This window comes from Algoriphagus litoralis, assembly GCF_003259255.1.
Classification (GTDB): domain Bacteria; phylum Bacteroidota; class Bacteroidia; order Cytophagales; family Cyclobacteriaceae; genus Algoriphagus; species Algoriphagus litoralis.
In genome coordinates this window covers 54500-75219 of sequence record NZ_QGOL01000014.1, presented here as the reverse complement: position 1 = coordinate 75219, position 20720 = coordinate 54500, and the positions used below count along the sequence as shown (strand labels likewise).

21 protein-coding genes are annotated in these 20720 nt (G+C 43.5%); 14 read left to right on the top strand and 7 right to left on the bottom strand.

The window, feature by feature from the left end:
• The first annotated feature begins 82 nt into the window (after positions 1-82).
• From DK188_RS16715 to DK188_RS16695, 5 genes are read left to right on the top strand one after another with little or no spacing between them, the layout of a single operon-like run.
• On the top strand, positions 83-3541 hold the full coding sequence (locus tag DK188_RS16715; RefSeq protein WP_111671985.1) for a sensor histidine kinase: 3459 nt from the start codon (positions 83-85) through the stop codon (positions 3539-3541).
• A gap of 51 nt (positions 3542-3592) precedes the next feature.
• On the top strand, positions 3593-4768 hold the full coding sequence (locus tag DK188_RS16710; protein WP_111671984.1) for a hybrid sensor histidine kinase/response regulator: 1176 nt from the start codon (positions 3593-3595) through the stop codon (positions 4766-4768).
• 2 nt (positions 4769-4770) lie between these two features.
• On the top strand, positions 4771-5403 hold the full coding sequence (locus DK188_RS16705) for an ATP-binding cassette domain-containing protein (protein WP_111671983.1): 633 nt from the start codon (positions 4771-4773) through the stop codon (positions 5401-5403).
• Positions 5400-6722, top strand: coding sequence for an ABC transporter permease (locus DK188_RS16700; protein WP_111671982.1), 1323 nt, complete (start codon positions 5400-5402; stop codon positions 6720-6722). The genes DK188_RS16705 and DK188_RS16700 overlap by 4 nt, the downstream gene beginning before the upstream one ends.
• A gap of 26 nt (positions 6723-6748) precedes the next feature.
• On the top strand, positions 6749-7186 hold the full coding sequence (locus tag DK188_RS16695; protein WP_111671981.1) for a hypothetical protein: 438 nt from the start codon (positions 6749-6751) through the stop codon (positions 7184-7186).
• Between the two features lie 33 nt (positions 7187-7219).
• Here the strand turns inward: DK188_RS16695 and DK188_RS16690 are convergent, their stop codons facing one another.
• Positions 7220-8041: an aminotransferase class IV gene (locus DK188_RS16690; protein ID WP_111671980.1), complete on the bottom strand. Its 822-nt coding sequence runs from the start codon at positions 8039-8041 to the stop codon at positions 7220-7222.
• 166 nt (positions 8042-8207) lie between these two features.
• Here DK188_RS16690 and DK188_RS16685 point away from each other — a divergent pair, with 166 nt between their 5' ends.
• Complete coding sequence (locus DK188_RS16685; RefSeq protein ID WP_111671979.1) at positions 8208-8588, top strand: hypothetical protein; 381 nt, start codon at positions 8208-8210, stop codon at positions 8586-8588.
• On the opposite strand, the gene DK188_RS16680 is transcribed toward DK188_RS16685, so the two are convergent.
• Genes DK188_RS16680 through DK188_RS16670 form a run of 3 tightly spaced genes read right to left on the bottom strand, consistent with a single transcriptional unit; the run spans position 8585 to position 10199 of the window.
• Positions 8585-9034: a c-type cytochrome gene (locus DK188_RS16680; protein WP_111671978.1), complete on the bottom strand. Its 450-nt coding sequence runs from the start codon at positions 9032-9034 to the stop codon at positions 8585-8587. The two genes, DK188_RS16685 and DK188_RS16680, sit on opposite strands and share 4 nt — an antisense overlap.
• Positions 9031-9660, bottom strand: a complete 630-nt coding sequence (locus DK188_RS16675) for an SCO family protein (RefSeq protein WP_111671977.1) — start codon at positions 9658-9660, stop codon at positions 9031-9033. Before DK188_RS16675 ends, DK188_RS16680 begins: the two co-directional genes overlap by 4 nt.
• A complete protein-coding gene (locus DK188_RS16670; protein ID WP_111671976.1) occupies positions 9657-10199 on the bottom strand; it encodes a CopD family protein in 543 nt (180 codons plus the stop codon). The genes DK188_RS16675 and DK188_RS16670 overlap by 4 nt, the downstream gene beginning before the upstream one ends.
• A 54-nt stretch (positions 10200-10253) precedes the next feature.
• Between DK188_RS16670 and DK188_RS16665 the strand changes: the two genes are divergently transcribed.
• From DK188_RS16665 to DK188_RS16625, 8 genes are all read left to right on the top strand, one after another.
• Positions 10254-10658, top strand: a complete 405-nt coding sequence (locus DK188_RS16665; protein WP_111671975.1) for a hypothetical protein — start codon at positions 10254-10256, stop codon at positions 10656-10658.
• Positions 10655-11641: a methylmalonyl Co-A mutase-associated GTPase MeaB gene (gene meaB, locus DK188_RS16660; RefSeq protein WP_111671974.1), complete on the top strand. Its 987-nt coding sequence runs from the start codon at positions 10655-10657 to the stop codon at positions 11639-11641. The genes DK188_RS16665 and meaB overlap by 4 nt, the downstream gene beginning before the upstream one ends.
• A gap of 3 nt (positions 11642-11644) precedes the next feature.
• Positions 11645-12400, top strand: a complete 756-nt coding sequence (locus DK188_RS16655; RefSeq protein WP_111671973.1) for a DUF3298 and DUF4163 domain-containing protein — start codon at positions 11645-11647, stop codon at positions 12398-12400.
• 62 nt (positions 12401-12462) lie between these two features.
• Positions 12463-13566 (top strand): endo-1,4-beta-xylanase, encoded by a 1104-nt coding sequence (locus DK188_RS16650; protein ID WP_111671972.1) that lies wholly within the window; start codon positions 12463-12465, stop codon positions 13564-13566.
• 506 nt (positions 13567-14072) lie between these two features.
• The gene (locus DK188_RS16645) at positions 14073-14801 is read left to right on the top strand and encodes a class I SAM-dependent methyltransferase (RefSeq protein ID WP_111671971.1); all 729 of its coding nucleotides are present in this window, start codon (positions 14073-14075) and stop codon (positions 14799-14801) included.
• 328 nt (positions 14802-15129) lie between these two features.
• Positions 15130-15708, top strand: coding sequence for a YceI family protein (locus tag DK188_RS16635; protein ID WP_111672088.1), 579 nt, complete (start codon positions 15130-15132; stop codon positions 15706-15708).
• Positions 15709-15719: 11 nt separating this feature from the next.
• Complete coding sequence (locus DK188_RS16630) at positions 15720-17009, top strand: hypothetical protein (RefSeq protein WP_111671969.1); 1290 nt, start codon at positions 15720-15722, stop codon at positions 17007-17009.
• A gap of 13 nt (positions 17010-17022) precedes the next feature.
• On the top strand, positions 17023-17547 hold the full coding sequence (locus DK188_RS16625) for a hypothetical protein (protein ID WP_111671968.1): 525 nt from the start codon (positions 17023-17025) through the stop codon (positions 17545-17547).
• A 247-nt stretch (positions 17548-17794) separates the two neighbouring features.
• Here the strand turns inward: DK188_RS16625 and DK188_RS16620 are convergent, their stop codons facing one another.
• The 3 genes from DK188_RS16620 to DK188_RS16610 all read right to left on the bottom strand — a co-directional run bounded on the left by DK188_RS16620 (position 17795) and on the right by DK188_RS16610 (position 20719).
• Positions 17795-18802: a hypothetical protein gene (locus DK188_RS16620; protein ID WP_111671967.1), complete on the bottom strand. Its 1008-nt coding sequence runs from the start codon at positions 18800-18802 to the stop codon at positions 17795-17797.
• A gap of 595 nt (positions 18803-19397) precedes the next feature.
• The gene (locus DK188_RS21730) at positions 19398-19685 is read right to left on the bottom strand and encodes a transposase (protein WP_232825756.1); all 288 of its coding nucleotides are present in this window, start codon (positions 19683-19685) and stop codon (positions 19398-19400) included.
• A gap of 656 nt (positions 19686-20341) precedes the next feature.
• Complete coding sequence (locus DK188_RS16610) at positions 20342-20719, bottom strand: hypothetical protein (RefSeq protein ID WP_111671966.1); 378 nt, start codon at positions 20717-20719, stop codon at positions 20342-20344.
• Position 20720: the final 1 nt, after the last annotated feature.

Genomic DNA, 20720 nt, shown 5'->3' with positions numbered 1-20720 from the left:
AGAGAAACCGCCCGCTGACAAAAGAAAAGCGAAACAATCTCCATGGAATTTGGTGACCGGAATCTTTTCCTATTTTCGAGCTATGCTTTGGCGTCATCCACTTGGTATCATTTTGCTGTCGGGTCTTTTTTTGATCTGTAGTGGAGTCACTGCCCAGAATTTCAAGTTCAATACTCAACCTAAAGGAGTAAAACTCAAGGTCCAAAATGTAATTCAGATAGAGCAGGACACCTTAGGGCGAATGTGGTTTTCGACCAGTCAGGGAGTACAATATTCTGATGGAATAGAGACCCATGAATTGCCCGACACCCTCACAAGAAGGTTTGTTTACCGAATCGCTATGCTAAAGGATGAGGATGGCTTACTCTGGATATACAATGCCAATGGGATACCCACCGTGTTAGAGCAACAGGAAGATACCTGGGCTGAGCTCCAGTTTCCTGATAGTTTGAAAACTTATTTTTCTTCGAAAATCCAATTATTCAGTATCGGCAAATCTCCCAATAAATTTTTCTTCCTAGAAACTGGGAAAGACCTGGTATTCTGGAAATATGGGGAGTCAAAGAAAGTGAAAATCAATCGAGAAGAAATGGATGCCGGACCTCTGATTGCTGTATTAGAGGTGGCGGGGAAGGCCTTGTTGATTTTCAATACTGGAACCTTTGAACTGAAGGATGACCAGCTGATCCCATATAAGTTCAGGGGGATTCCTCTGCCATCTTCCCCGGTTCTGGTGAAGCAGGCTCCGAGTGGTGAATATTATTTTTTGGGAAAGGGGTATTTAGCTACCGGTCCGGCGGCCGAATTTCCTTTGAAGATTATAGATCAAGGCTTTTCATATGAAAATTTTGGAGAGGGCAATTACTTCTCGTTAGTTTTTAGTGGTCAGAATGTCTTCTACCATTACAATTCTCACCTCAAAAAATTAAATCCTTCCAGACCCAATTCGGTTCTAATTGATCTCTATACACTTTTCCATTCGGTTTATATTCAGACTGCTTTTGTAGATCGGGAGGGGCTACTATGGGTAGGGACCAGCAGGGGATTTGGGGTCAATAATTCCCAGGTTTTTCAGAACTATGGCATGGAGATGCAGGCGTTTCTCTCCGAGGAAGTCACCGCTGCAGTAGAAGTGGACGAGGGGCAATTTTATTTGGGTTTCAATAATGGGATCCAAAAAATGACCCGCTTTGATGTCAAGACCATTCATCGGGGTAAGACTGATTCCAGAGAACCTGCCGAGCGGATTATTAATTTCTCAAAAGATAAAAATGGGCGAATCTGGGCTTCCGCAAATTTCAAAGGTATCGGCAAAATCCAAATCGGATCCGATAGAATAGAATTCATTACACCGCCTGACGGGATCAATGTGTCTGCCGTAAAGGCAGTAGAAGATAGTCTATTAATTACCACACCAAGTCGAATTTTCATTGCTTCACTTGACTCAGGTCCTTCAGCCTTTTTTGAAAAAGAGCTCACTTCAGAAATAGTCGGATTATTGGGGGAAGTCAAACCTTATTTTAGAAAATCAGGTAAGTTGTCCAACGGCAAGCTAGCTGTCATTAGAGCAAGTAGATTAGAAAATCAATATCCGGTCATAGAAACCTCTCGCTACCTTCTGGCTGAAGGATTTGATTTCCTCGAACTCGAAGACGGACGCATCCTCTTGGGTACTGAGTATGGTCTGAAGGTCTACAGCGGGGATTCTGTTGCCTATTACCAATTTGATGGAAGATCGATTACCCGGCCGGTTTATTCCCTGATGCGGGACAGAGAAGGAAGCATCTGGGCGGGCACTGATCAGGGGGTTTTTGTGATTAAAAACGGAAAAGCCATTCAATTTAATGAATCGAATGGGTTGATAGGTAACGAAATAAACCGTGGCGCGCTGATGGAGGCTTCATCAGGACGCATACTGATCGGTACGATCAAGGGCCTTTCGATTTATTTTCCAGAAGAGACATTTTTTGCCGCTGGGGCACCCAAGGCCTATGTTAGGTCTATGAAGATCGGAAACAGGGAGATTTTGAATTCAGAAGAAGTCAGTGTACCCTACAATGAGAATTCGCTGCAGGTGGAATTTTTCGCACCTGGATTCAATGAATCCAAAGAACTTTGGATTCATTATCGACTCATCAAGGAGGGTGAAGACGGGGAATGGGAAGTGATCAGGGATCCCCAATCTACCCAGTTGTTTTTCTCCAACCTTCCCTCTGGCAGATTTCGGCTGGAACTGAAGACGTCCTATGACGGACAGGAGTACTCTCCTTTGTTTCAGTCTACCGAATTTGAGATTTTGAGGCCCTTTTACCTGCGGCCGTGGTTCATTATTTTCTCCGTGGTTTTTCTTCTGGCTCTGGGAATTTTGATCAACGTGTTTTTTAGACAATTGCAGAATCTTGGTATCCTTCAATCAGCCGTGGCTCAGGAAAACAAAAACAAGGTTATTGCTGAGCAGCAATTCAAAAATGTATGGAAGAGCTCACAGGATGGAATGCTACTCACGCTTGAAGGTGAAAAAATCCTCACGGTCAACCCGGCTTTTGCCCAAATGATGCAATGCCCAATCAGTAAGCTGGAAAATCAGCCCCTTTCAGTTCTTTTCAACTCTGAAACAACCGAGCGATTCTATCTCAATACCTTGCTAAACCGCGTTCGAAAGTCTCCAGGACAGGGAATATCCATAGAAACCAAAATCGAATGGAAGACTGGGCCTCTGGAGATGGAGGTCTACTCAGTGATGTTGGACCAAGATGCGCAGGGCAAAAGTTTGGTGCTGTCAGTATTCAAGGATATCTCTGCACAGAAAAATGTCCAAAACACACTGAAAGAAGCCAAAGAAAAAGCCGAACAGGCCAATCGGTTCAAATCCAGTCTGCTGTCCAATCTCAGTCATGAGATCAGGACTCCGCTGAATGGCATCATCGGAGGTGCGGAACACATCATCATGAACCATAAGGAGGATGAGCAACTCGTCTCCCAATTGGACATCATCCTTCAAAGCGGGGAAAGACTGCTTAGTACCATCACTTCCCTTTTGAATCTGGCTAAAATTGAAGCCAACAAAATGCCCGTGGAATATTTGGATACTCCTGTCAAAAGTTTCCTCGAGACGATCATAAAGCCGCTGGCTTCTGCAGCAGAGCGGAAAGGGCTGGTATTGGTTTTTAGATTTTTGGCGCCTGACTTTCATGCCAGGATTGATCGGAGATTTGTGGAAATGATCGTCAATAACATCGTGAGCAATTCGATAAAATATACCGAGAAAGGGCTCGTCACAGTTACCTGTGATAGGGTTGCAAACCAACTTATCCTAGAAGTGACAGACAGCGGAGTGGGTATGTCGGATAGTTTTCAAGAGATTATGTTTGAGCCCTTTGAGCAGGAAAGTAAAGGGAATGACCGGCTTTTCGAAGGCACCGGTCTTGGCTTGAGTATCACCAGAAATTTGATTCAGCTTCTTGATGGGAAAATAGAGGTGCAAAGCACCAAAAACTCAGGAACCCGGGTTATAGTCGAAATCCCATTACCCAACCAGTAATTTTTGTAATTTCAAAATTCCAAACTACAACCCCCAACCCAGATTCAGCTCATGTTTACACTGAAAATTCTCATAGTCGAGGACGATTCCGTTTCGGCGCTTTTGCTACAGCGGGCGCTTGAAAAAAACGCACATCATATCATCGGAATTGCCGACACTGGAGAGAAAGCCATTGAGATTTTGGCTGAAAATATGGCTGATATCGTGATGATGGACATCAACCTGGCCGGGGAACTTGATGGGATTAAAACCACCGAGATCATCAATGAAAAATATGATATTCCAGTAGTCTACCTCAGCGCCAGTTCAGATGCAGAGACGCTCAACAAAGTCGTCGGAACCAATCCAAGTGCCTATGTGATCAAGCCCTTCAATATCAGGGAATTGAATATGGTGATTGAACTGGCCATATTCAAAGACAGGAAAGAAAAAGAACTCCAAAAGCTCAATAATGAACTAGAAGAAAAGGTGAAGCAACGGACCGCTGAACTGTACGAGGCTAATAAAGAACTCACCAAAGCGCTGGAAAAGGAGCGAGAAATCAATGAGTTGAAATCCCGAATCGTACTCAATGTCTCCCATGGCTTCAAAACCCCGCTGACCTCTATCCTGAGCTCTGCCCAACTGCTGCAGATCTATGCAGAAAAAGATCATCCTTTCAAGCAGAAGATCACCAAGCACGCCTTCAAAATCGAAAATTCGGTCAGAGCATTGAATAACCTGCTCACCAGCGTGCTCTTTTTTGGGAAATCCGATGAAAACAAGCTGGAGTTCAAACCCAAGAAGATTTTCTCAGGCGCTTTCGTCAAAGAAGTACTCGATACAGTCAATGCGGGAATCGAAAACGACGTCGTCATCAAATCTGAAATCGGAGACCTTCCCAAAACCATCACTTCTGACCCAGAGCTTCTCTATCAGGTTTTTGAAAATCTACTTTCCAACGCAGTGAAATACTCCAAAGAGGGCAAGCAAGTAGGATTTAAATTGACCTATGCGGATAATAGTCTTCACGCAGTGATTTCAGACAAAGGAATCGGGATCCCAAAGTCCGAACAAAGCAAACTTTTTGACCGGTTTTTTCGTGCCAAAAACGTGGGAATTATCGAAGGGTCCGGACTCGGGCTATCGATTGTAAAAAAATGTTTGGAAGTGCTCAAAGGTGATATTTCATTTGAAAGTGAAGTGGATAAAGGAACCGTATTCCACGTGACCATTCCGGTAAAATAAGCATGTTAGTTGAAGTAAAATCACTGCAATACGCACATCCTGGGCAGCGTTCGATTGTTTTTCCAGACTTCAGCCTTGACTCAGGAGAATCTTTATTGATTCTGGGCAAGTCAGGTAGTGGCAAAACCACGCTATTGAATCTTTTGGCAGGATTGCTCAGGCCCAATCAAGGTGGGGTAGTCCTCGATGGCGTCCGCCTTTCTACTATTTCAGGTCAGAAAATGGACCTTTTCCGAGGGAAAAATATTGGGATAGTATTCCAAAAACCACACTTGATCGCAGCGCTGAATGTGCAGCAAAATTTAGAATTGGCACATTTTTTCAGCAAAAAGAAGGGCCAGGATATTCCTCAATTACTTCTTGATCTGGGTATCAGCTCCAAAGCAAAAGCAGCGGTGATGACGCTCAGCGAGGGGGAGGCCCAGCGCGTGTCCATCGCCAGAGCCTTAGCCAACAGCCCTAAACTAATCCTGGCCGATGAACCTACTTCGAGTTTGGATGATGAAAACACCGAGAACGTGATTGCTTTGCTGAAATCTCAAGCAGCTAAAATTGGCGCAGCGCTTATCATCGTCACCCATGACCAGCGGGTAAAGAATCAGGTATCAAATTTTATTGAAGTTAAAGCCTCATGAACTTATTCAAGATCAGCTGGAAATACCTGACTTTTAGACCACTTTCGACGGGCTTGAATGTCTTTTTGCTTGCCTTGGGTTTGGCGATTATTACGGTGTTGCTTTTGATTCAGGATCAATTTGAGAAAAAGATGAATCAGGATGCGGCTGGGATTGATCTGGTCGTCGGAGCCAAAGGCAGTCCCCTGCAATTGATTCTTTCATCCGTCTATCATGTGGATTTTCCTACGGGAAATATCAAAATGGAAGACGCCCAGAAACTGACCCGAAACAGACTGGTCAAAAAAGTAATCCCACTAGCTTTGGGCGATAATTACCAAGGCTTTCGCATCGTGGGTACCAATCACGATTACTTGGAATTATACGAAGTTGGATTTGCCGAAGGGAAAGCCTGGGACGTTCCATTTGAAGTGGTTTTGGGCGCTGAGATTGCGGGTAAACTCAAGCTAAAGCTTGGAGATGAATTCGTTTCCAGCCATGGAATCAGCGAAGGAAGTCATGATCACGATGATCATAATTTTGTGGTAGCGGGGATTTTGGAACCAAGAGGGAATGTCGTTGATCGCTTGATTTTGACGAGCATTGAGTCAGTTTGGTATTCACATGATGAAGAAGGAGAGGAGGAAGAAGTTGCCTCCGCGCCAGATTCTGTGGCGGTATCCTCAGAGGATCCGATAGCCGAAACACATGCCGATCATGCCGAAGAAGGACATGACGATCACGCGAAATTCCATGCACCTGTGGCAAAAACCGGTTTTCCGGTTACTGAGCAGGACCGAGAAGTGACGACGCTACTTTTGCAATATCGAAATCCCATCGCTGCTGTTCAACTGCCCCGAATGATCAATTCAGGCACTTCCATGCAGGCAGCATCGCCTTCTTTTGAGATGTCCAGACTATTTGAATTGTTGGGAGTAGGCATTAGCCTGCTTCAGGGTTTGGCTTTGGTGTTGATTGGTATTGCAGGCTTGGGCATCTTCATCGCGCTGTATAATTCACTGAAGGAGCGAAAATATGATTTGGCCATCCTTAGGGCAATTGGTGCTTCTCGAGGCCAGTTACTGGTCTTGATTTTTCTGGAAGGAGTGATGCTGACGTTTCTTGGCGCAGTTTTGGGAATCGCACTCGGGCATGTTTTTCTTTGGTTGTTGGTGACTTCAGGTGACCAAAATATAGTTTCTGCCATCCAGCCATGGATTTTTCTCAAAGAAGAACTTTGGATCATAGGATATGCGTTAGGGGTAGGAGTGATGGCTTCGATCATTCCTGCATGGTCTGCTTATCAAACAAGCATTGCAAAGCAGCTGACAAAGGCTTAATTAGCGGTTCAAATTGAATAGTGATTATGAAAAAATACAGTGTAATTCTGATTGCGATCTTTTCTCTGAGTATTCTGACTACGGCTGCCAAAGCCCAGGGAGTTTGGAAAAGTCTGGCTGAGGTATCCTATAAAATCAGCGAAGATCAGTTTGGAGAATTGTATGTGCCGGTTTTCTCCGACCAGATCAAGAAGCTAGAGGGCAAAGAAGTGGAAGCCGATGGGTATATCATTCCTTTCGAGGGGATGTTTAAGCCCGAGCATATTATTCTGTCCAGTTTGCCTTTGGCTGAATGTTTTTTCTGCGGTTCAGGAGGTCCTGAGACGGTGATGGAGGTGATGATGGCCAGTCCGATCAAGTACACCTCCAAGCGGGTGAAAGTAAGGGGAAAGCTCACCTTGAATGCAACTGACCCCGAGAAGCTGATGTACATTCTCAAGGATGCCAGATTGATTCTGGAATAAATAGAAAAAGCTCCGAATGGAGCTTTTTTCAGTTTATGCTACGGTTTCTTTTTCCAAAACTCTGAATCTTTCCAAAATATCCATCGTCACGGGACCCGGTATGCCATTTCCTATTTTTCGATCATCCAGTTGAGTAACGGGAAGCAGGACTTTGGTCGTGCTGCTGATAAATGCCTCATCGGCGTCCCATACCTCCTCCAGTGAAATCGGCCGGATCACCGCGTTGGGCACCAGTTCCAAGATATGTTTTCGGGTAATGCCCAAAAGAATATGCTGATCCGGAGAATGAAGTACCCCGTTTTTAACCATGAAAAAATTACTTCGCGAGCTTTCACTCACCCAGCCATTCCAGTGGTAGAGGACATCTTCAGCACCCAGTTTTTTCCAGTTTACACTGTGCCAGACAGGTAGTGTGTAGTTGGTAGTTTTGATTTCAGCGATAGGTCGGACATATTCCAAGGTGAGAAGCTTGATGCCTTGTCGGTACTTTTCTTCGGAAGGCAGTGAAAGCGATTCTGCGAAAATGAACAGTTTTCCTTCTGCTGGGGAAAAGTGGTTTTCAGACACGCCTCCGCTCAAAACCATTCTCAATCCACCACTTTTCAGATCATTTTTTTCTATCAATACCGAAATGATTTCACTCAGTTGGGCTCGGGAGTAAGGCAAAGGCAAAAAGGTCCTTTCAGCCGAAGCGATGAATCTATCAAGGTAATGCTCCAAGAAAAGTGGCGTATAATCCACAGTCCGAAAAAAATCAAAAATTCCATAGCCTCGGATCAATCCCAGGTCCATAGGATGAAGTGTGGCGGATTCAGTAGGAACAATGGTCCCGTCAGCAAAGCAGAATGGTTTCATAATAATTGAATTATCTCCTAAAATTAGCACCAATTCCTATAATTTTGCATTAGTCTATTTTTAGTCTGTTTATTTAATTATCCCAAGAAAAAATTGAACCATTAATTTGTTTGAAATGAAATTGATAAAAATAGTACGTATTTGTTTGATTTTTAACCTTGTCCTAATGCTCAAAGGATGCGGTCCCAACCAAAAAGATCTGAATGACGCAAGCCGAACTGAGATCATTGCAGTCCATGATGAAGTGATGCCCAAAATGGGTCAATTAAAATCCTTTGAGAAAAAGGCATTGCAAAAAGCGGAGGAATTTGAAGCGATGGATTCTACGAATACCGCCAAGGTTGAAGAAATGAAAGCCCTGGCCATGGAGTTGGATCAAGCCTATGAAGCGATGTTTGTCTGGATGCGTCAGTATGAAACCGAGGACGGCGAGCGGAATCCTGAGGAAGTGAAGGCCTATTTGGAGGAGCAGATGGTGTCCGTCACAGAAGTGAATCAACAGATGAAATCAGCCCTCAGCAAAGCTGATTCGCTACTTAAAGATTAATAATTTTCTGGAGCAGTTCTCAGGTATTCTTCTACTGTGGAGGAGGTGATCACTCCTTCATTCATTCCCCAGATATTGTATAGATAAGTGGAGATTTGAGCGATTTCCAGAGGCTTTAGATTTGGGTTGGCAGGCATGGCTTGGTTGTATTTTTCGCCATTCACGGTTATTTCGCCTTTTTGCCCATGTCGGATAATCCAGACCGTACGATGGACACTTTCCTTGAAATAATCCGCGTCCCGAAGTGGAGGAATCAGCTTGCCGAGACCCTTCCCGTCTGACTGATGGCAATTTCCGCAGTAGTTTTCGTACAGTGTTTTGCCAGCTATTGCAAACTTCATCACCTCAGGATCGCTGATTTGCGAGAGGGTATTTTCTTCATTTGATGATTTGGGAGCGCAGGAAAAAATCAATAAACCCAGCACTGCTAAGGTGAATTTTCTCATGGATTAAGCAATTTGGGTATGTCTGCCAGAAGCCGGTCTACCTGATCTGACTTGGTGCCGTCGTATACCCCACGAATTCTACCCTTACCATCTACCAAGACAAATGCACCGCTGTGCAAAAATCCTCCGGGTTCCATTTGATCTGCCATCGCCGTGGTCAGGTAGCTCGTCTGGCCTATTTCGAAGATTTTTTCCTGATCCCCGGTAAGGAAATTCCAAGTCGAAGCATCCACTACGCCGAGCTTTTCAGCGTAGTCTTTCAACACTTCCTGCGTGTCGTGAGTCGGATCGATGGAGTGGCTGAGAATCTTGAAGTTTGGCTGGTCCTGGTATTTTTCATAGACACGCAGCATCTCTTTTTTCATGATCGGGCAGATCGTGGGGCAGCTGGTAAAGAAAAAATCCGCCACGTAGATTTTACCTTCTACATCAGCATCCGTGATGGTATCACCGATTTGATTGACGAATGCAAAATCCGCGATTTCATGGTAGACGGTGTCCTGATTGTCATCGACATACCGTTCACCTAAAATCGGCAATTCAGCTGAGGAAGTGTTTTCAGATTCGGTTTTGCAAGAAATTCCAATCAGCAAAGCAAGAATAACTATTAAGTTGGTAATCTTCATTTTTCTTTTTTGAGTCTATATTTTTTGTAAAGCCGTATTCCGAGCATCAGGGTGACTGATAAGCCTATCAATCCCAATACTCCCCAAGCCATGCTCAATGTGCTTTTCAAAACGATGAGGAATACTATAGCAAAAAGCAAAATAGTGGAGGCTTCGTTCCAAATTCGGAGCTGAGTTGATGTCCAGCGGCTTTTTCCGGCTTGCAGTTCTTTGAAAAGAACATGGCAAAAGCCGTGATAGATGTAAAGCAAAAACACAAACCCAAGCTTGGCATGCATGAACCCCAATTCCATATATCCCCATCGATAGCTGAGAACCCAAGTTCCGAAAATCAAAGTCAGAACCGCAGACGGCCAAGTGATGATGTACCATAGTCGGCTGGCCATGAGATCAAGCTGAGGCTTGAGAATGCTTCGTTCCAATTCTGGTTTTTGGAGCGCCTCAGTTTGGTAGATGAATAATCGGACGATATAGAAAAGCCCTGCAAACCAAGTGACTACGAAAATGATGTGAAGTGCCTTGACGTACTCGAAAGTCATTGTCAGAATTTTAGGCTAAATTAAGGTCTAAACCTCGTAAACCCGCCAAAGTTTTTGAAAAGGAATAAACTGATTATCTATTTGATCGGAGTGATCGTACTGGTGGTGCTGTTTCAGATCGTAAATTCCAGCTTTTCTCAGCCCGGATTGGAGCGATTTGAGGGCAAGTACGAAGAGATCGGATTTTACAGAAATGAAAACAATACCGGACCTGTTCTTAGGATTTACGCGGTGCGGGTTTTGGATACGGAATCTGATTGGATGAAGGAATATGCGGATGCGCTGCCTCACACCAAATACGGCAAGACCTTGGTGTTCTTTTTCTCCGAAAAGCTTTCCCAACCGATTGAACTTTCTCCGACTGAGCCCTACTTTTCCACTGAATATGGGGAATTTCTCATGGCAGAATACGAAAAGACACCCATGGGAGAAAGCCGATTCCACTATTTGAACCGATGAAAAAGAGACTTGATTTGGCAGAATTCAAAGAAGGAATCCGCTCGGGAAACCGAGTGGTTTTGAGTCAGGCGATCACTTTGGTGGAAAGTACGCTGGAGTCTGATCAGGATTTGGCCTCCGAACTTGTCCAGTCTTTGATCACCGAAACTGGAAAATCCATCCGAATCGGAATCACCGGGGTGCCGGGAGTTGGCAAAAGCACATTCATCGAGGCTTTTGGAAAATTGCTCCTGGATCAGGGGAAGAAGGTAGCTGTCCTAGCGATTGACCCGAGCAGTCAACTGACCAAAGGAAGTATTTTGGGCGACAAGACCCGAATGGAAACCCTCTCCGCGGATAAGCGAGCCTTTATCCGGCCTAGTCCATCGGGTGCAGCGCTAGGTGGAGTAAGTGGCAGAACCCGGGAAGCGATGCTTCTCTGTGAGGCGGCTGGATTCGATGTGATTTTGGTCGAAACTGTCGGTGTAGGCCAAAGTGAAACTGCAGTCAAAAATATGGTGGACTTCTTCCTCCTCCTGATGCTGGCAGGTGCGGGAGATGAGCTTCAGGGGATCAAAAAGGGAATCATGGAAATGGCAGATGCATTGGTCATCACCAAAGCCGATGGTGAAAATATTGAACCTGCCAAAAAAGCAAAAGTCGCCTATGAGAATGCCCTTCATCTTTTTCCCTTAGGAGAAAAACACTGGTCCCCAAAAGTGCAACTGGCATCCTCGACATCTGGATCGGGACTGCGGGAGATTTGGCAAAGGATTGAGAACTACGAGTCTCAGATGAAAGGTAACGGTTTTTGGGAATCAAATCGGGCCGCACAACGGTTAAACTGGCTGGATGACCAGATTCAGTTTCTGTTGGGTCAGGCTTTTCTCAAGGATTCTTTGGTACAAAAGATGCTACTGGACAGAAGGGCGAAAGTTCAAAAAGGCGAACTCAATCCGAGTAAATTAGCCAAGACCTTATTGCAGCTTTTCTTTCAAAAATAATCTATGCGAAATCTAGCCATTTTTCTCTTTGTCCTTTCTTTAAGTTCATGCGCCACCAAGCCTGATAATTTGGCTGAGGAGGAAGAAACAGTACTTTCTTTCCGTACAGAAACCTTGGAAAGAGAAACCTGCGTGGGGGAGAATTGTGCTAAGCTGAAGCTTTCCTGGCCAGTAGCCTCGGGAGCTAGGACTGCAGACAAAATCAATGAGGCAATCGATGAGCAGATGAGCTTCCTGATGCAGACAGGGGAAGATATTGCTCCTTTGGATACCATGATTGCCCAGTATTTCAGATCCTTTGAGGAGTTCAAGAGAGAATTTCCAGATTCATATGGAGGATGGGAAATAGAGGCCACGGGAGAACTCGCTTACCAGTCAGACAGCACGCTCAGCATCTATTTTACCCAGTTTAATTTCATGGGTGGTGCACATCCCAACAGCATGGTGAACTTTTTGAATTTTGACCCCATGACTGGGGAAGCATTGAGTACAGATCGAGTGATTTTAGACCAAAAGGGCGTATCTAGCCTCGCGGAGCAAAAATTCGCGCAATTTCATGAAGTCGAAGAAGGGGTGAGTTTGGCCGAGGATGGTCGCTTTTTCCTTCCGGAAACCGGTTTTTTCTTGGCCAATGCAATAGGGTTCAAGGATGATAAATTCTGGGTAATCTATGTCCCCTACGAAATTGGACCCTATGCGATGGGATATACCGAGCTAGCGTTTACCAAAGCAGAACTTGGAAAAATGGTCCGCTGGTGATAATCAACGAATTTTGATCCAGGCGTACTTCTGATTCCGGTCAAAAGGAGGTAGTTTGGGACATGAAAAAACTGACTTTCTTATCCCTGCTTTTCCCATTTTATCTCGGATTCCAACAAGAGACACCCAGTGGTCTCAAGGATACATTTCAAAAATATTTTTTCATCGGTGCTGCAGTCAATCCCGCACAGGTGATGGGAACAGAAGCAGGTGCTGATTCCCTCTTGAATTTACATTTCAGTTCGATCAGTCCTGAAAATGGCCTGAAATGGGGGCCTATCCATCCTAAGGAAGGGGAGTACCGATTTGAGTTCGGAGATGCATATGTTGCTTTGGGAGAAAAGATGGGGGCATTCACGATTGGACATACCTTGGTCTGGCATCAGCAGACCCCGGCTTGGGTATTTCAGGATGCATCGGGTGAGCCACTGGGCGCTGTAGCTTTGATAGCACGAATGGAAGATCATATTTCTACCGTGGTAGGCCGATACAAAGGCAAGATAGATGGATGGGATGTGGTCAATGAGGCATTCGAGGATGACGGTACTTGGAGAAAGACGAAATGGTATTCCACCATTGGCCCAGACTTCATCAAAGCTGCATTTCGCAAAGCCCACGAGGCAGATCCTGAGGCTGCGTTGTACTACAATGATTACAACGTCTGGATTCCCGAAAAACGCAAGGCGATCTTAACCCTTGCGAAGGAACTTCGAGCCGAAGGAATCCGAATCGATGGCATCGGAATGCAGGGGCATTATCGGCTCAATTCCCCGGGCTTGGAAATGATAGAGCAGGCAATTGTGGACATTCATGCCGCAGGATTTGAGGTGCACGTGACGGAATTGGATGTGGATGTTTTGCCCCGGCCAAACAATTCTCAAGGAGCAGATCTAAATATCAATTTTGCAGAATCAGCCGAATGGAATCCTTACAAAAACGGAATCCCAACAGAAGTAGAGGAGGAGCTTGTAGCCCGTTATGTTTCGATTTTTCAACTGTTCAGAAAGCATTCGGATAAGATCACCCGAGTCACTTTTTGGGGGCTTCACGATGGCAGAAGTTGGCTAAACAACTGGCCGGTCAGAGGTCGGAAAAACTACGCGCTGCTATTCGATCGGGAGATGAAATTGAAGCCTGGATTCCTAGAGGGAATGGAGAAAAACTAGGGAATTTTGAATTTTAGATTAATCTAAAAATTTTCTTTTTTAGCGGTTTTGCCCTGATTTTTCTGCCTCATGATTTGGATTGATCTGCCTAATCATTCCAAGGGTCAACTCATAAAAATTTTAGCAAACCAAATAATATTCTGAGTTTCAAAAAATGAAAAATATTGAAATGATAAATTGAATTGAAAAGTTATAACATCTTTAAAAATCAGGGGTTTATCGGAGTTTTTTTTTCCAAAAGAATTGATTGAAATTAGGTGCTTTCTCAGCCCAAGATGATCAAAAAACTATACCGGGCATCGATTCGAAAAAGTGAAGAATTGAACGTTAAACAAAATCGAAAAGGCTCTGATTCTCCTCCATACGTTGTCAAATAGCGTACCATCATTTGGGGCCAAATTGACTTAGGTTTTTGTGAGTTGGATGTAGCCGATCGCTAGTGGTTTCCTGAGCGAAAAAAAATAAAACAACCCCCGATTTCTCCTGTTTAACTCTAAAAGATTCCGATGAAAAACCCTTCGATCCTGCTGCTGATTTGTTTGAGTTTTCTTCTTGCCAGTGCTTGTCAAGCGCAGACCAGATCCAAAACCACCGACTCTCCCTACGAATATAAAACGCCTTCCCTGGACGGAATCGGTAAGGTCTATATGGGTCGGGAGATTTCCTTTGTGATGGGATTTCAGGGTAAGGATTGGCTGGAGCGCCGGAGTCGTGAGCAGGAGGAAAGCGTCTCTTTGGCCATCGAAAATCTTCCCATTACTAAGTCAAGTGTGGTGGCAGATTTAGGTGCCGGGTCGGGCTATTACACCTTCCGGATTGCTCCAAAAGTTCCCGACGGAAAAGTCTATGCGGTGGAGATCCAAGATGAGGCGATCCAATTTTTGCAAGCCCGAAGTGAGCAACTGGGCTTCGAAAATGTCAGTGCAGTAAAAGGAACCGAGACCACTCCTAACCTTCCTGACAATTCCATAGATCTCGTGATCATGGTCGATGTGTACCATGAATTGGAATACCCTGTGGAAATGCTTGCAGCCATACGAAAATCACTCAAGCCTGGTGGAAAGCTTCTCCTTATTGAATACCGAGGGGAGGATCCTGCTGTCGCGATCAAACCGCTCCATAAGATGACCGTGAAGCAGGTGGAAAAGGAACTTTCAGCCAATGGATTTGAACTCGTACAGAATGGTCAGTTTATGAAAATCCAGCATTATTTGGTTTTCGGTAAGAAGGATTGAGTACCAAAGCTCAGCTAAAGTCCAGAAAAACAATTCCATTAGTCATTAACCTGAGCCAGATTTGCCTAGTTTTTTATGTAGCTCAGGGCAGGGTTTTAGGTAGCTTAGAATTTTTAGTTTGCCAGATTTCTATTTTCGATATATTATTTTTTTTAAAACAATATTATATAATAAAATATTCTGAAATAGTGATTGAATTCAGTGTTTTCAGTACAAAGTTTCAAAAAGTCATTTTTTCATCTGCTATCAATCATCCTATTTCCTGATTTTGGTCAGCTTAATAGCGCCCAGGTATGCGGAGCTTAGTATCATCAAATCAAACAAAAAGATGATACGATTTACTGATTTCCGACTCTTTTTCTCCCTAGTAGCGGTGCTCTTGTTTGGCTCTGTGACCGGGAATGCACAGACCAATTATGTCCTTTCAGGTTCTCCCATGTTCAAGGTTTCGGGAGGCTCGACCCTCCATGACTGGGAAATGATCTCAGCTACAGGCAAGGGTGAGGGCGTTTTTGTCCTGGAAAACGGACAATTCAAAACCGTCAAAACTTTAAATGTGAGTCTGGCTGCCGAGACACTCAAAAGCGGTACCAAAGGATTGGATTCCAATGCCTATAAGGCGCTGAATACAGATAAAAATAAGGAAATCCGATTTGTGCTGCGGGAATTGACCGGTCAAGGAACCAGCCTGTCAGCCAAAGGCGATCTGACTATCGCCGGCGTGACCAAACCCGTGAGCTTTCCGGTGAAAATGAGTTCGGCCGGCAATAAGATCACTTTCGAAGGCAGTCTTGATACGCGCTTGACCACTTTCTCTGTGACACCGCCCACTGCACTTTTGGGCACCGTCAAAACCGAAGATGAGATTACACTTTCTTTCAAATCAACATTTCAACCCACCCTATAATCCAAATTTCTATGAAAAAGTACCTAATGTCCGCAGTACTGGCTGCGGGAATCTCTGCCACAGGCTTGGCTCAGGGATTACAGCGAGATGTTCAATATTGGAGATCTTACGATAAGCGAGGCGTCAATATTTTTGAAACCGGAAAAGCAGACACCGTAGCATTCGAAGGGGTAAAGGTCAGAATCGGGGGACACTTCACCCAGCAACTTCAGAGTTTGAGCCATGAGAATACCGCCTCCGAAGTCCTAAACGCAAACGGCGTCAATGTCAATGAATTGATCGAGATTGGATCTGGAAGTAACCTGGCTACTGCCAACCTGAATATTGACGTGGAACTGATGGATGGGGTCCGATTGAATCTGATTACCTATTTGTCATCCAGACACCATCCGGAATCTTGGGTAAAGGGCGGCTACCTGCAGTTTGACAAGCTTCCATTTTTGGGCAATCCGGAGTGGTTTTCCAAGTACCTGACGCTCCGTGTAGGTCACATGGAGATCAACTACGGGGATTCACACTTCCGCAGAACTGACAATGGCAACGCGATGTACAATCCTTTTGTTGGCAATTACATCATGGATGCTTTTGCTACCGAGGTTGGTGGAGACTTGACTTTCCAGAGTAATGGATTCCTGATCGTAGGTGGTTTGACCGGAGGAGAAATCCAAGGTGGTGTCACCAGCCCCGATAAGCGAAAAATATCGCTTTTGGGTAAAGTAGGCTACGACAAGCAGCTGTCTGATGACTTTAGAGTGCGTTTGACCGGATCTATCTATACCACTTCGGGATCCGCCAGAAACACCCTCTACGGAGGAGACCGTGCAGGTTCCAGATATTACTTGGTGATGGAGAATACCTTGGCGAGCACCTCTGCCAATTTCACCTCAGGCAGAATCAATCCGGGCCAAACCGACAATATCACCGCTACAGTCATCAATCCTTTCATCAAGTTCAAAGGACTGGAGCTATTTGGTACCATTGAGCAATCCAAAGGAAAAGCAGCGAATGAAACCGAAGACCGTAAGTGGAACCAACTGGGTGCTGATCTGGTCTATAGATTTGGCTCAGATGAAAAATTCTACATCGCCGGCCGATACAATCAGGTGGAAGGCAAACTGGCCGGCAGCGGACTGGACATCACCATCGACAGAACACAGATCGGCGGAGGCTGGTTTATCTCCAGAAATATCCTAGCCAAGCTGGAGTATGTCACCCAGAATTACAAAGGCTTTGCAGCATCGGATATCCGAAATGGCGGCAAGTTCAATGGCTTGATGATCGAAGGTGTGATCGGGTTCTAATCCAAAAAAGGCCATGCAAGTCATCCTCCTCATGATCCTGTTTTTCTTCTCCTCGATCCCTCAGGAAAAGAGCGAAGTGATCATCACCGATCAGAGAGTTCAGGTAAGTGGATATACTTCACTGGGCAAGTTCAACTGTGATTTCACCCGGGTAGGCATGATGGATACGCTGAAGTTAAACGGCGGAGGAAGTAATAAAAAATTGGTCTTCAAGATCCCGGTGAAAAGCTTTTCCTGCGGAAATTTCCTACTCAATAATGACTTCAGATCCACACTCAAAGCCAATGAATATCCAAATGCTTTGGTGACTGTGTCAAACTTCAGACTAAAATCAGGCAAAATGTATTGCAGTATGGTTTTAGACTTGGTTGGTCAAAAATTGGAATTCCCAGATCTGCTGCTGGAAAAAAACAAAGAAGGCATGAGTGCCAATCTGATTCTCAACTTTGAACTGCTGAAGCTGGAGCCTCCCAGCAAATTTGGAGGGCTGATCAAGGTCGAAAACCAATTGGATTTGGAACTTCACCTGGGGACCTAAAGCAAAAAAGCCTCGTTTCGGAAGAGACGAGGCTTTTGGTTTTTTTGGGTATTTCTAGGCTCCTATAGCCCTGCACTGAGTTGGATAGATGGGTAAGGTTTAAATCCATCCCCCGACGCTGGGTGTTGTTTGCTGGATGTCCAAGGCGGTGCTCTTTTGTTTACAGATCGAGAAAACCTAGACTAAGCAGGTGGGGAATTAGATCAAAAGTTGGAAAAGCTGTATTTAGGATGAAAAAAGTATGGTGTTACCTATAGTATTTTCTTCCAAGCACTACCACGTCAAATAATCGTAAAAACATTGGAAAAGTAAAAAGTACTAACCATATCATAGTATGCCTTGGCAGAATTTCGTATTGGTAATTTAGTCCATAAAAAGTTCCGGTATAAAGAATACAGAGTATGGAATGCCCTGTGAAAACTTGTTCGTCGGAAAACCTATCGATGTGGACCTTATTATTTTCTTTTAGGTCATTTAAGTAATTGCCATTTTTACTGGGAATAAATGCGGCAAGAAGCATATAGTTTTGCATGATGTAGACCGCTGAAACCCCTAATAAGAAAAATTGAAGTCCTATATACAATCCGTCATAGAGGTATGTGCTTTCAATATCTGGATTGTTAAATACCATGATAATATTGTCAATGGCGAAGGCAAACAGTATAACGGTGCTCCATATACTCAAAGTCAACCGTGTTGTTCTTGATAAGTGTATGTCTGTCAATGCATTAATTGTTGAAAAAATGGTCAGTGCGAGTGCGATTGCCAGCAAGGTATATACCAACCAATTATGGTAGTTTGTAAAACCATAGTCGATAGTCCAGTACACCAATGAAAGTGACAGTAGGAGTGTAACACCTTCTGTAAGTTTTGCAGTTACTCTGTCTTTGTACGCAATTCCAAAAATTAAAGCGAAAAATATAATGAAGAAATAGGGCCACATCTCAATGTGGTTTTCAAAATTATAAACTTGTTCACTTTTTCCGGGCAGGAAGGCCATTAAACTGCATAGGTAGGATCCTGCAAAAATTCCTGCGACAGTTTTCCAACTGTTCGAAACCCTAATACTTTCAAAAAGTAATCCAGCAAAAAGTGCCACTAGACTTACAGAGAACAATCTCCTATCACTTATTGAAGCACGATAGCCAATGTAAAGTGTGATCAAAAGCCCGATTCCTCCGATCACTTGAACAAGTGGCGTAAGTCTAAATCCTGTAGATTTTTTTCTTGTCTTATTTTTTCTGTTAAAAGTCAATGAATTTTACTTTGTATGGATGTATTAAAATTACAGGCAACGCGATTCAGCTTGGAGACGGCGGGCATTCGGAGCTAGGTTTAATACCTCAAACTTGATTCAATGGAGTCAAACAGTGGTTTGAACTTCTCGAAATTCGCTGAAGTCTTCACTATTGTCAGAATAAATATCTCCGGTACGCTGAGAGTAGTTTGAAACTACACCCCTAATATCCTGACCAATTTTCAATTGGCTTTTGACTAAATATCACCAATAATCCACATCAATTAATCCTTTCAAACCCGAGTAATTCCTTGCGCTAGAATAAAGATAATCTTCAGGCTTTTCTACCATTTCAGCTCTAACTGGATTTTCATGAATATAAGTCATTCGACTTTCAATCATTTCTGTTTTGAATAGTTCTATTGCATGATTTTTATGAGTCCAAAACTGTAAATCACCTGATCGCTTATTGAATTCAGCATGATATTCAAAGATCATCTTTAGCCATTCTTTTCTGCTTTCATGTGTTTATATTTTTTCTTTAAGGCCACATGGAATCTCGCATGGATTATTATCATTTCTCGATTTGTTACAATGGGCCATGATCGATTTCCTATGGATTTTCTAGGATCAATTTCAACAAATTCTTGCTAGTAAACTTCTTGAAATCCCGTACCCAATCCGATAATTTTCCATCCTTTTGCTGAACTACCAAATGCATGTGGTTACTCATGATCACATAGCCATACAGATACAAACCTTTCTCTTTTCGGGAAAAAGTAAGGTTTTCAAGAATGAAATCACGATAGGTTTTTCTTGTAAAAACATCAGCCCAACCAACGACTTGAAAAGTCAAAAAATAAGGCATTTCTTGATCTCTGATCTGGTATGCTTCGCCCATAAAAGAAATTTACGTTTTGATCATCAAATTGCAAAGACCACTATTGGCTTTTACTTTGAAATTCCTCGAGACGCTGGGTGTAGTTTGCAACTACACCCAAATATTCTGACCAATTTGAAATTGGCTTAATTTTCTTTGATTATTGATTGTAGGCGAATTACAAATTCGTTTTGATAGTCGAGCGTAGTTGCAAACTACGCTCAGGCCGACGTCAAACTACACTCAGGTGGGGGGCACAAATCGAGAAAAGGTAGACTACGCTCAGTTGGGCAATTGCTTTGAAGGTCCTCGGGACGCTGGGTGTAGTTTGCAATTACACTCTAATATTCTAACCAATTTTCAATTGGCTAAATCTGATCCAATTGATTATTTTTCGCGAATTACAAATTCGTTTTGATATGAAGGCGTAGTTACAAACTACGCCTAGGCAAGCGCTCATTAGGTCACAGATCGAGAAAAGGTAAATTACGCTTAGTTGGGGGACTTTTTCAGCCATCAGGTCCTACAAATCCAACTGAAATTCCGATTCAATCCCCATAAGAACCTCACCGGTTCCGTGCAACAGCACTTTCATTGTTCGTGCTCCGCACGCAACGAAAGCTTAGTTGTTGTGTGTAGTTATTTTTGCTGTTAAATGAACTCTTCGATGTTAACCTTCAATCTACCATTGTTTTGTCAGTTTTAAGTTGTTCTTGTTTTTCTTTCTTTTTATTTGACCAGCTTAATAAAATTAATCCCCAACTTAATCCCAATAAAATCAACCAAAAATGCTCAGCAATTTTTAAATTCGGCTCCAACCTATCTATCATATATTCTTCGTACTCAATTTTCTGGTTTAGGTTTTCAAGTGTTTTCTGGTTTAATTCAATACCATATACTTCTAAAATGTCGTTTTTTAATTTTTTCAAATCTGTATAATTCTCTTTTTTCTGGATATAAAATTTAGTTATCTCATTGTATTGGATTAATATATAAACGAATCCAAAGATCATCACAATTAATAATGCTGATTTAATTATGTTCAAAACGTTCATT

Excerpts from the sequence above, each read along its gene's own strand:
- DK188_RS16705 (WP_111671983.1), top strand. The coding sequence starts at position 4,771 with ATGTTAGTTGAAGTAAAATCACTGCAATACGCACATCCTGGGCAGCGT.
- DK188_RS16695 (WP_111671981.1), top strand. The coding sequence starts at position 6,749 with ATGAAAAAATACAGTGTAATTCTGATTGCGATCTTTTCTCTGAGTATT.
- DK188_RS16680 (WP_111671978.1), bottom strand. The coding sequence starts at position 9,034 with ATGAGAAAATTCACCTTAGCAGTGCTGGGTTTATTGATTTTTTCCTGC.
- DK188_RS16625 (WP_111671968.1), top strand. The coding sequence starts at position 17,023 with ATGCAAGTCATCCTCCTCATGATCCTGTTTTTCTTCTCCTCGATCCCT.
- DK188_RS16715 (WP_111671985.1), top strand. The coding sequence starts at position 83 with ATGCTTTGGCGTCATCCACTTGGTATCATTTTGCTGTCGGGTCTTTTT.
- DK188_RS16610 (WP_111671966.1), bottom strand. The coding sequence starts at position 20,719 with ATGAACGTTTTGAACATAATTAAATCAGCATTATTAATTGTGATGATC.
- DK188_RS16685 (WP_111671979.1), top strand. The coding sequence starts at position 8,208 with ATGCTCAAAGGATGCGGTCCCAACCAAAAAGATCTGAATGACGCAAGC.
- DK188_RS16655 (WP_111671973.1), top strand. The coding sequence starts at position 11,645 with ATGCGAAATCTAGCCATTTTTCTCTTTGTCCTTTCTTTAAGTTCATGC.
- DK188_RS16635 (WP_111672088.1), top strand. The coding sequence starts at position 15,130 with ATGATACGATTTACTGATTTCCGACTCTTTTTCTCCCTAGTAGCGGTG.
- DK188_RS16690 (WP_111671980.1), bottom strand. The coding sequence starts at position 8,041 with ATGAAACCATTCTGCTTTGCTGACGGGACCATTGTTCCTACTGAATCC.
- DK188_RS16650 (WP_111671972.1), top strand. The coding sequence starts at position 12,463 with ATGAAAAAACTGACTTTCTTATCCCTGCTTTTCCCATTTTATCTCGGA.
- meaB (WP_111671974.1), top strand. The coding sequence starts at position 10,655 with ATGAAAAAGAGACTTGATTTGGCAGAATTCAAAGAAGGAATCCGCTCG.
- DK188_RS21730 (WP_232825756.1), bottom strand. The coding sequence starts at position 19,685 with ATGGGCGAAGCATACCAGATCAGAGATCAAGAAATGCCTTATTTTTTG.
- DK188_RS16670 (WP_111671976.1), bottom strand. The coding sequence starts at position 10,199 with ATGACTTTCGAGTACGTCAAGGCACTTCACATCATTTTCGTAGTCACT.
- DK188_RS16630 (WP_111671969.1), top strand. The coding sequence starts at position 15,720 with ATGAAAAAGTACCTAATGTCCGCAGTACTGGCTGCGGGAATCTCTGCC.
- DK188_RS16710 (WP_111671984.1), top strand. The coding sequence starts at position 3,593 with ATGTTTACACTGAAAATTCTCATAGTCGAGGACGATTCCGTTTCGGCG.
- DK188_RS16675 (WP_111671977.1), bottom strand. The coding sequence starts at position 9,660 with ATGAAGATTACCAACTTAATAGTTATTCTTGCTTTGCTGATTGGAATT.
- DK188_RS16645 (WP_111671971.1), top strand. The coding sequence starts at position 14,073 with ATGAAAAACCCTTCGATCCTGCTGCTGATTTGTTTGAGTTTTCTTCTT.
- DK188_RS16700 (WP_111671982.1), top strand. The coding sequence starts at position 5,400 with ATGAACTTATTCAAGATCAGCTGGAAATACCTGACTTTTAGACCACTT.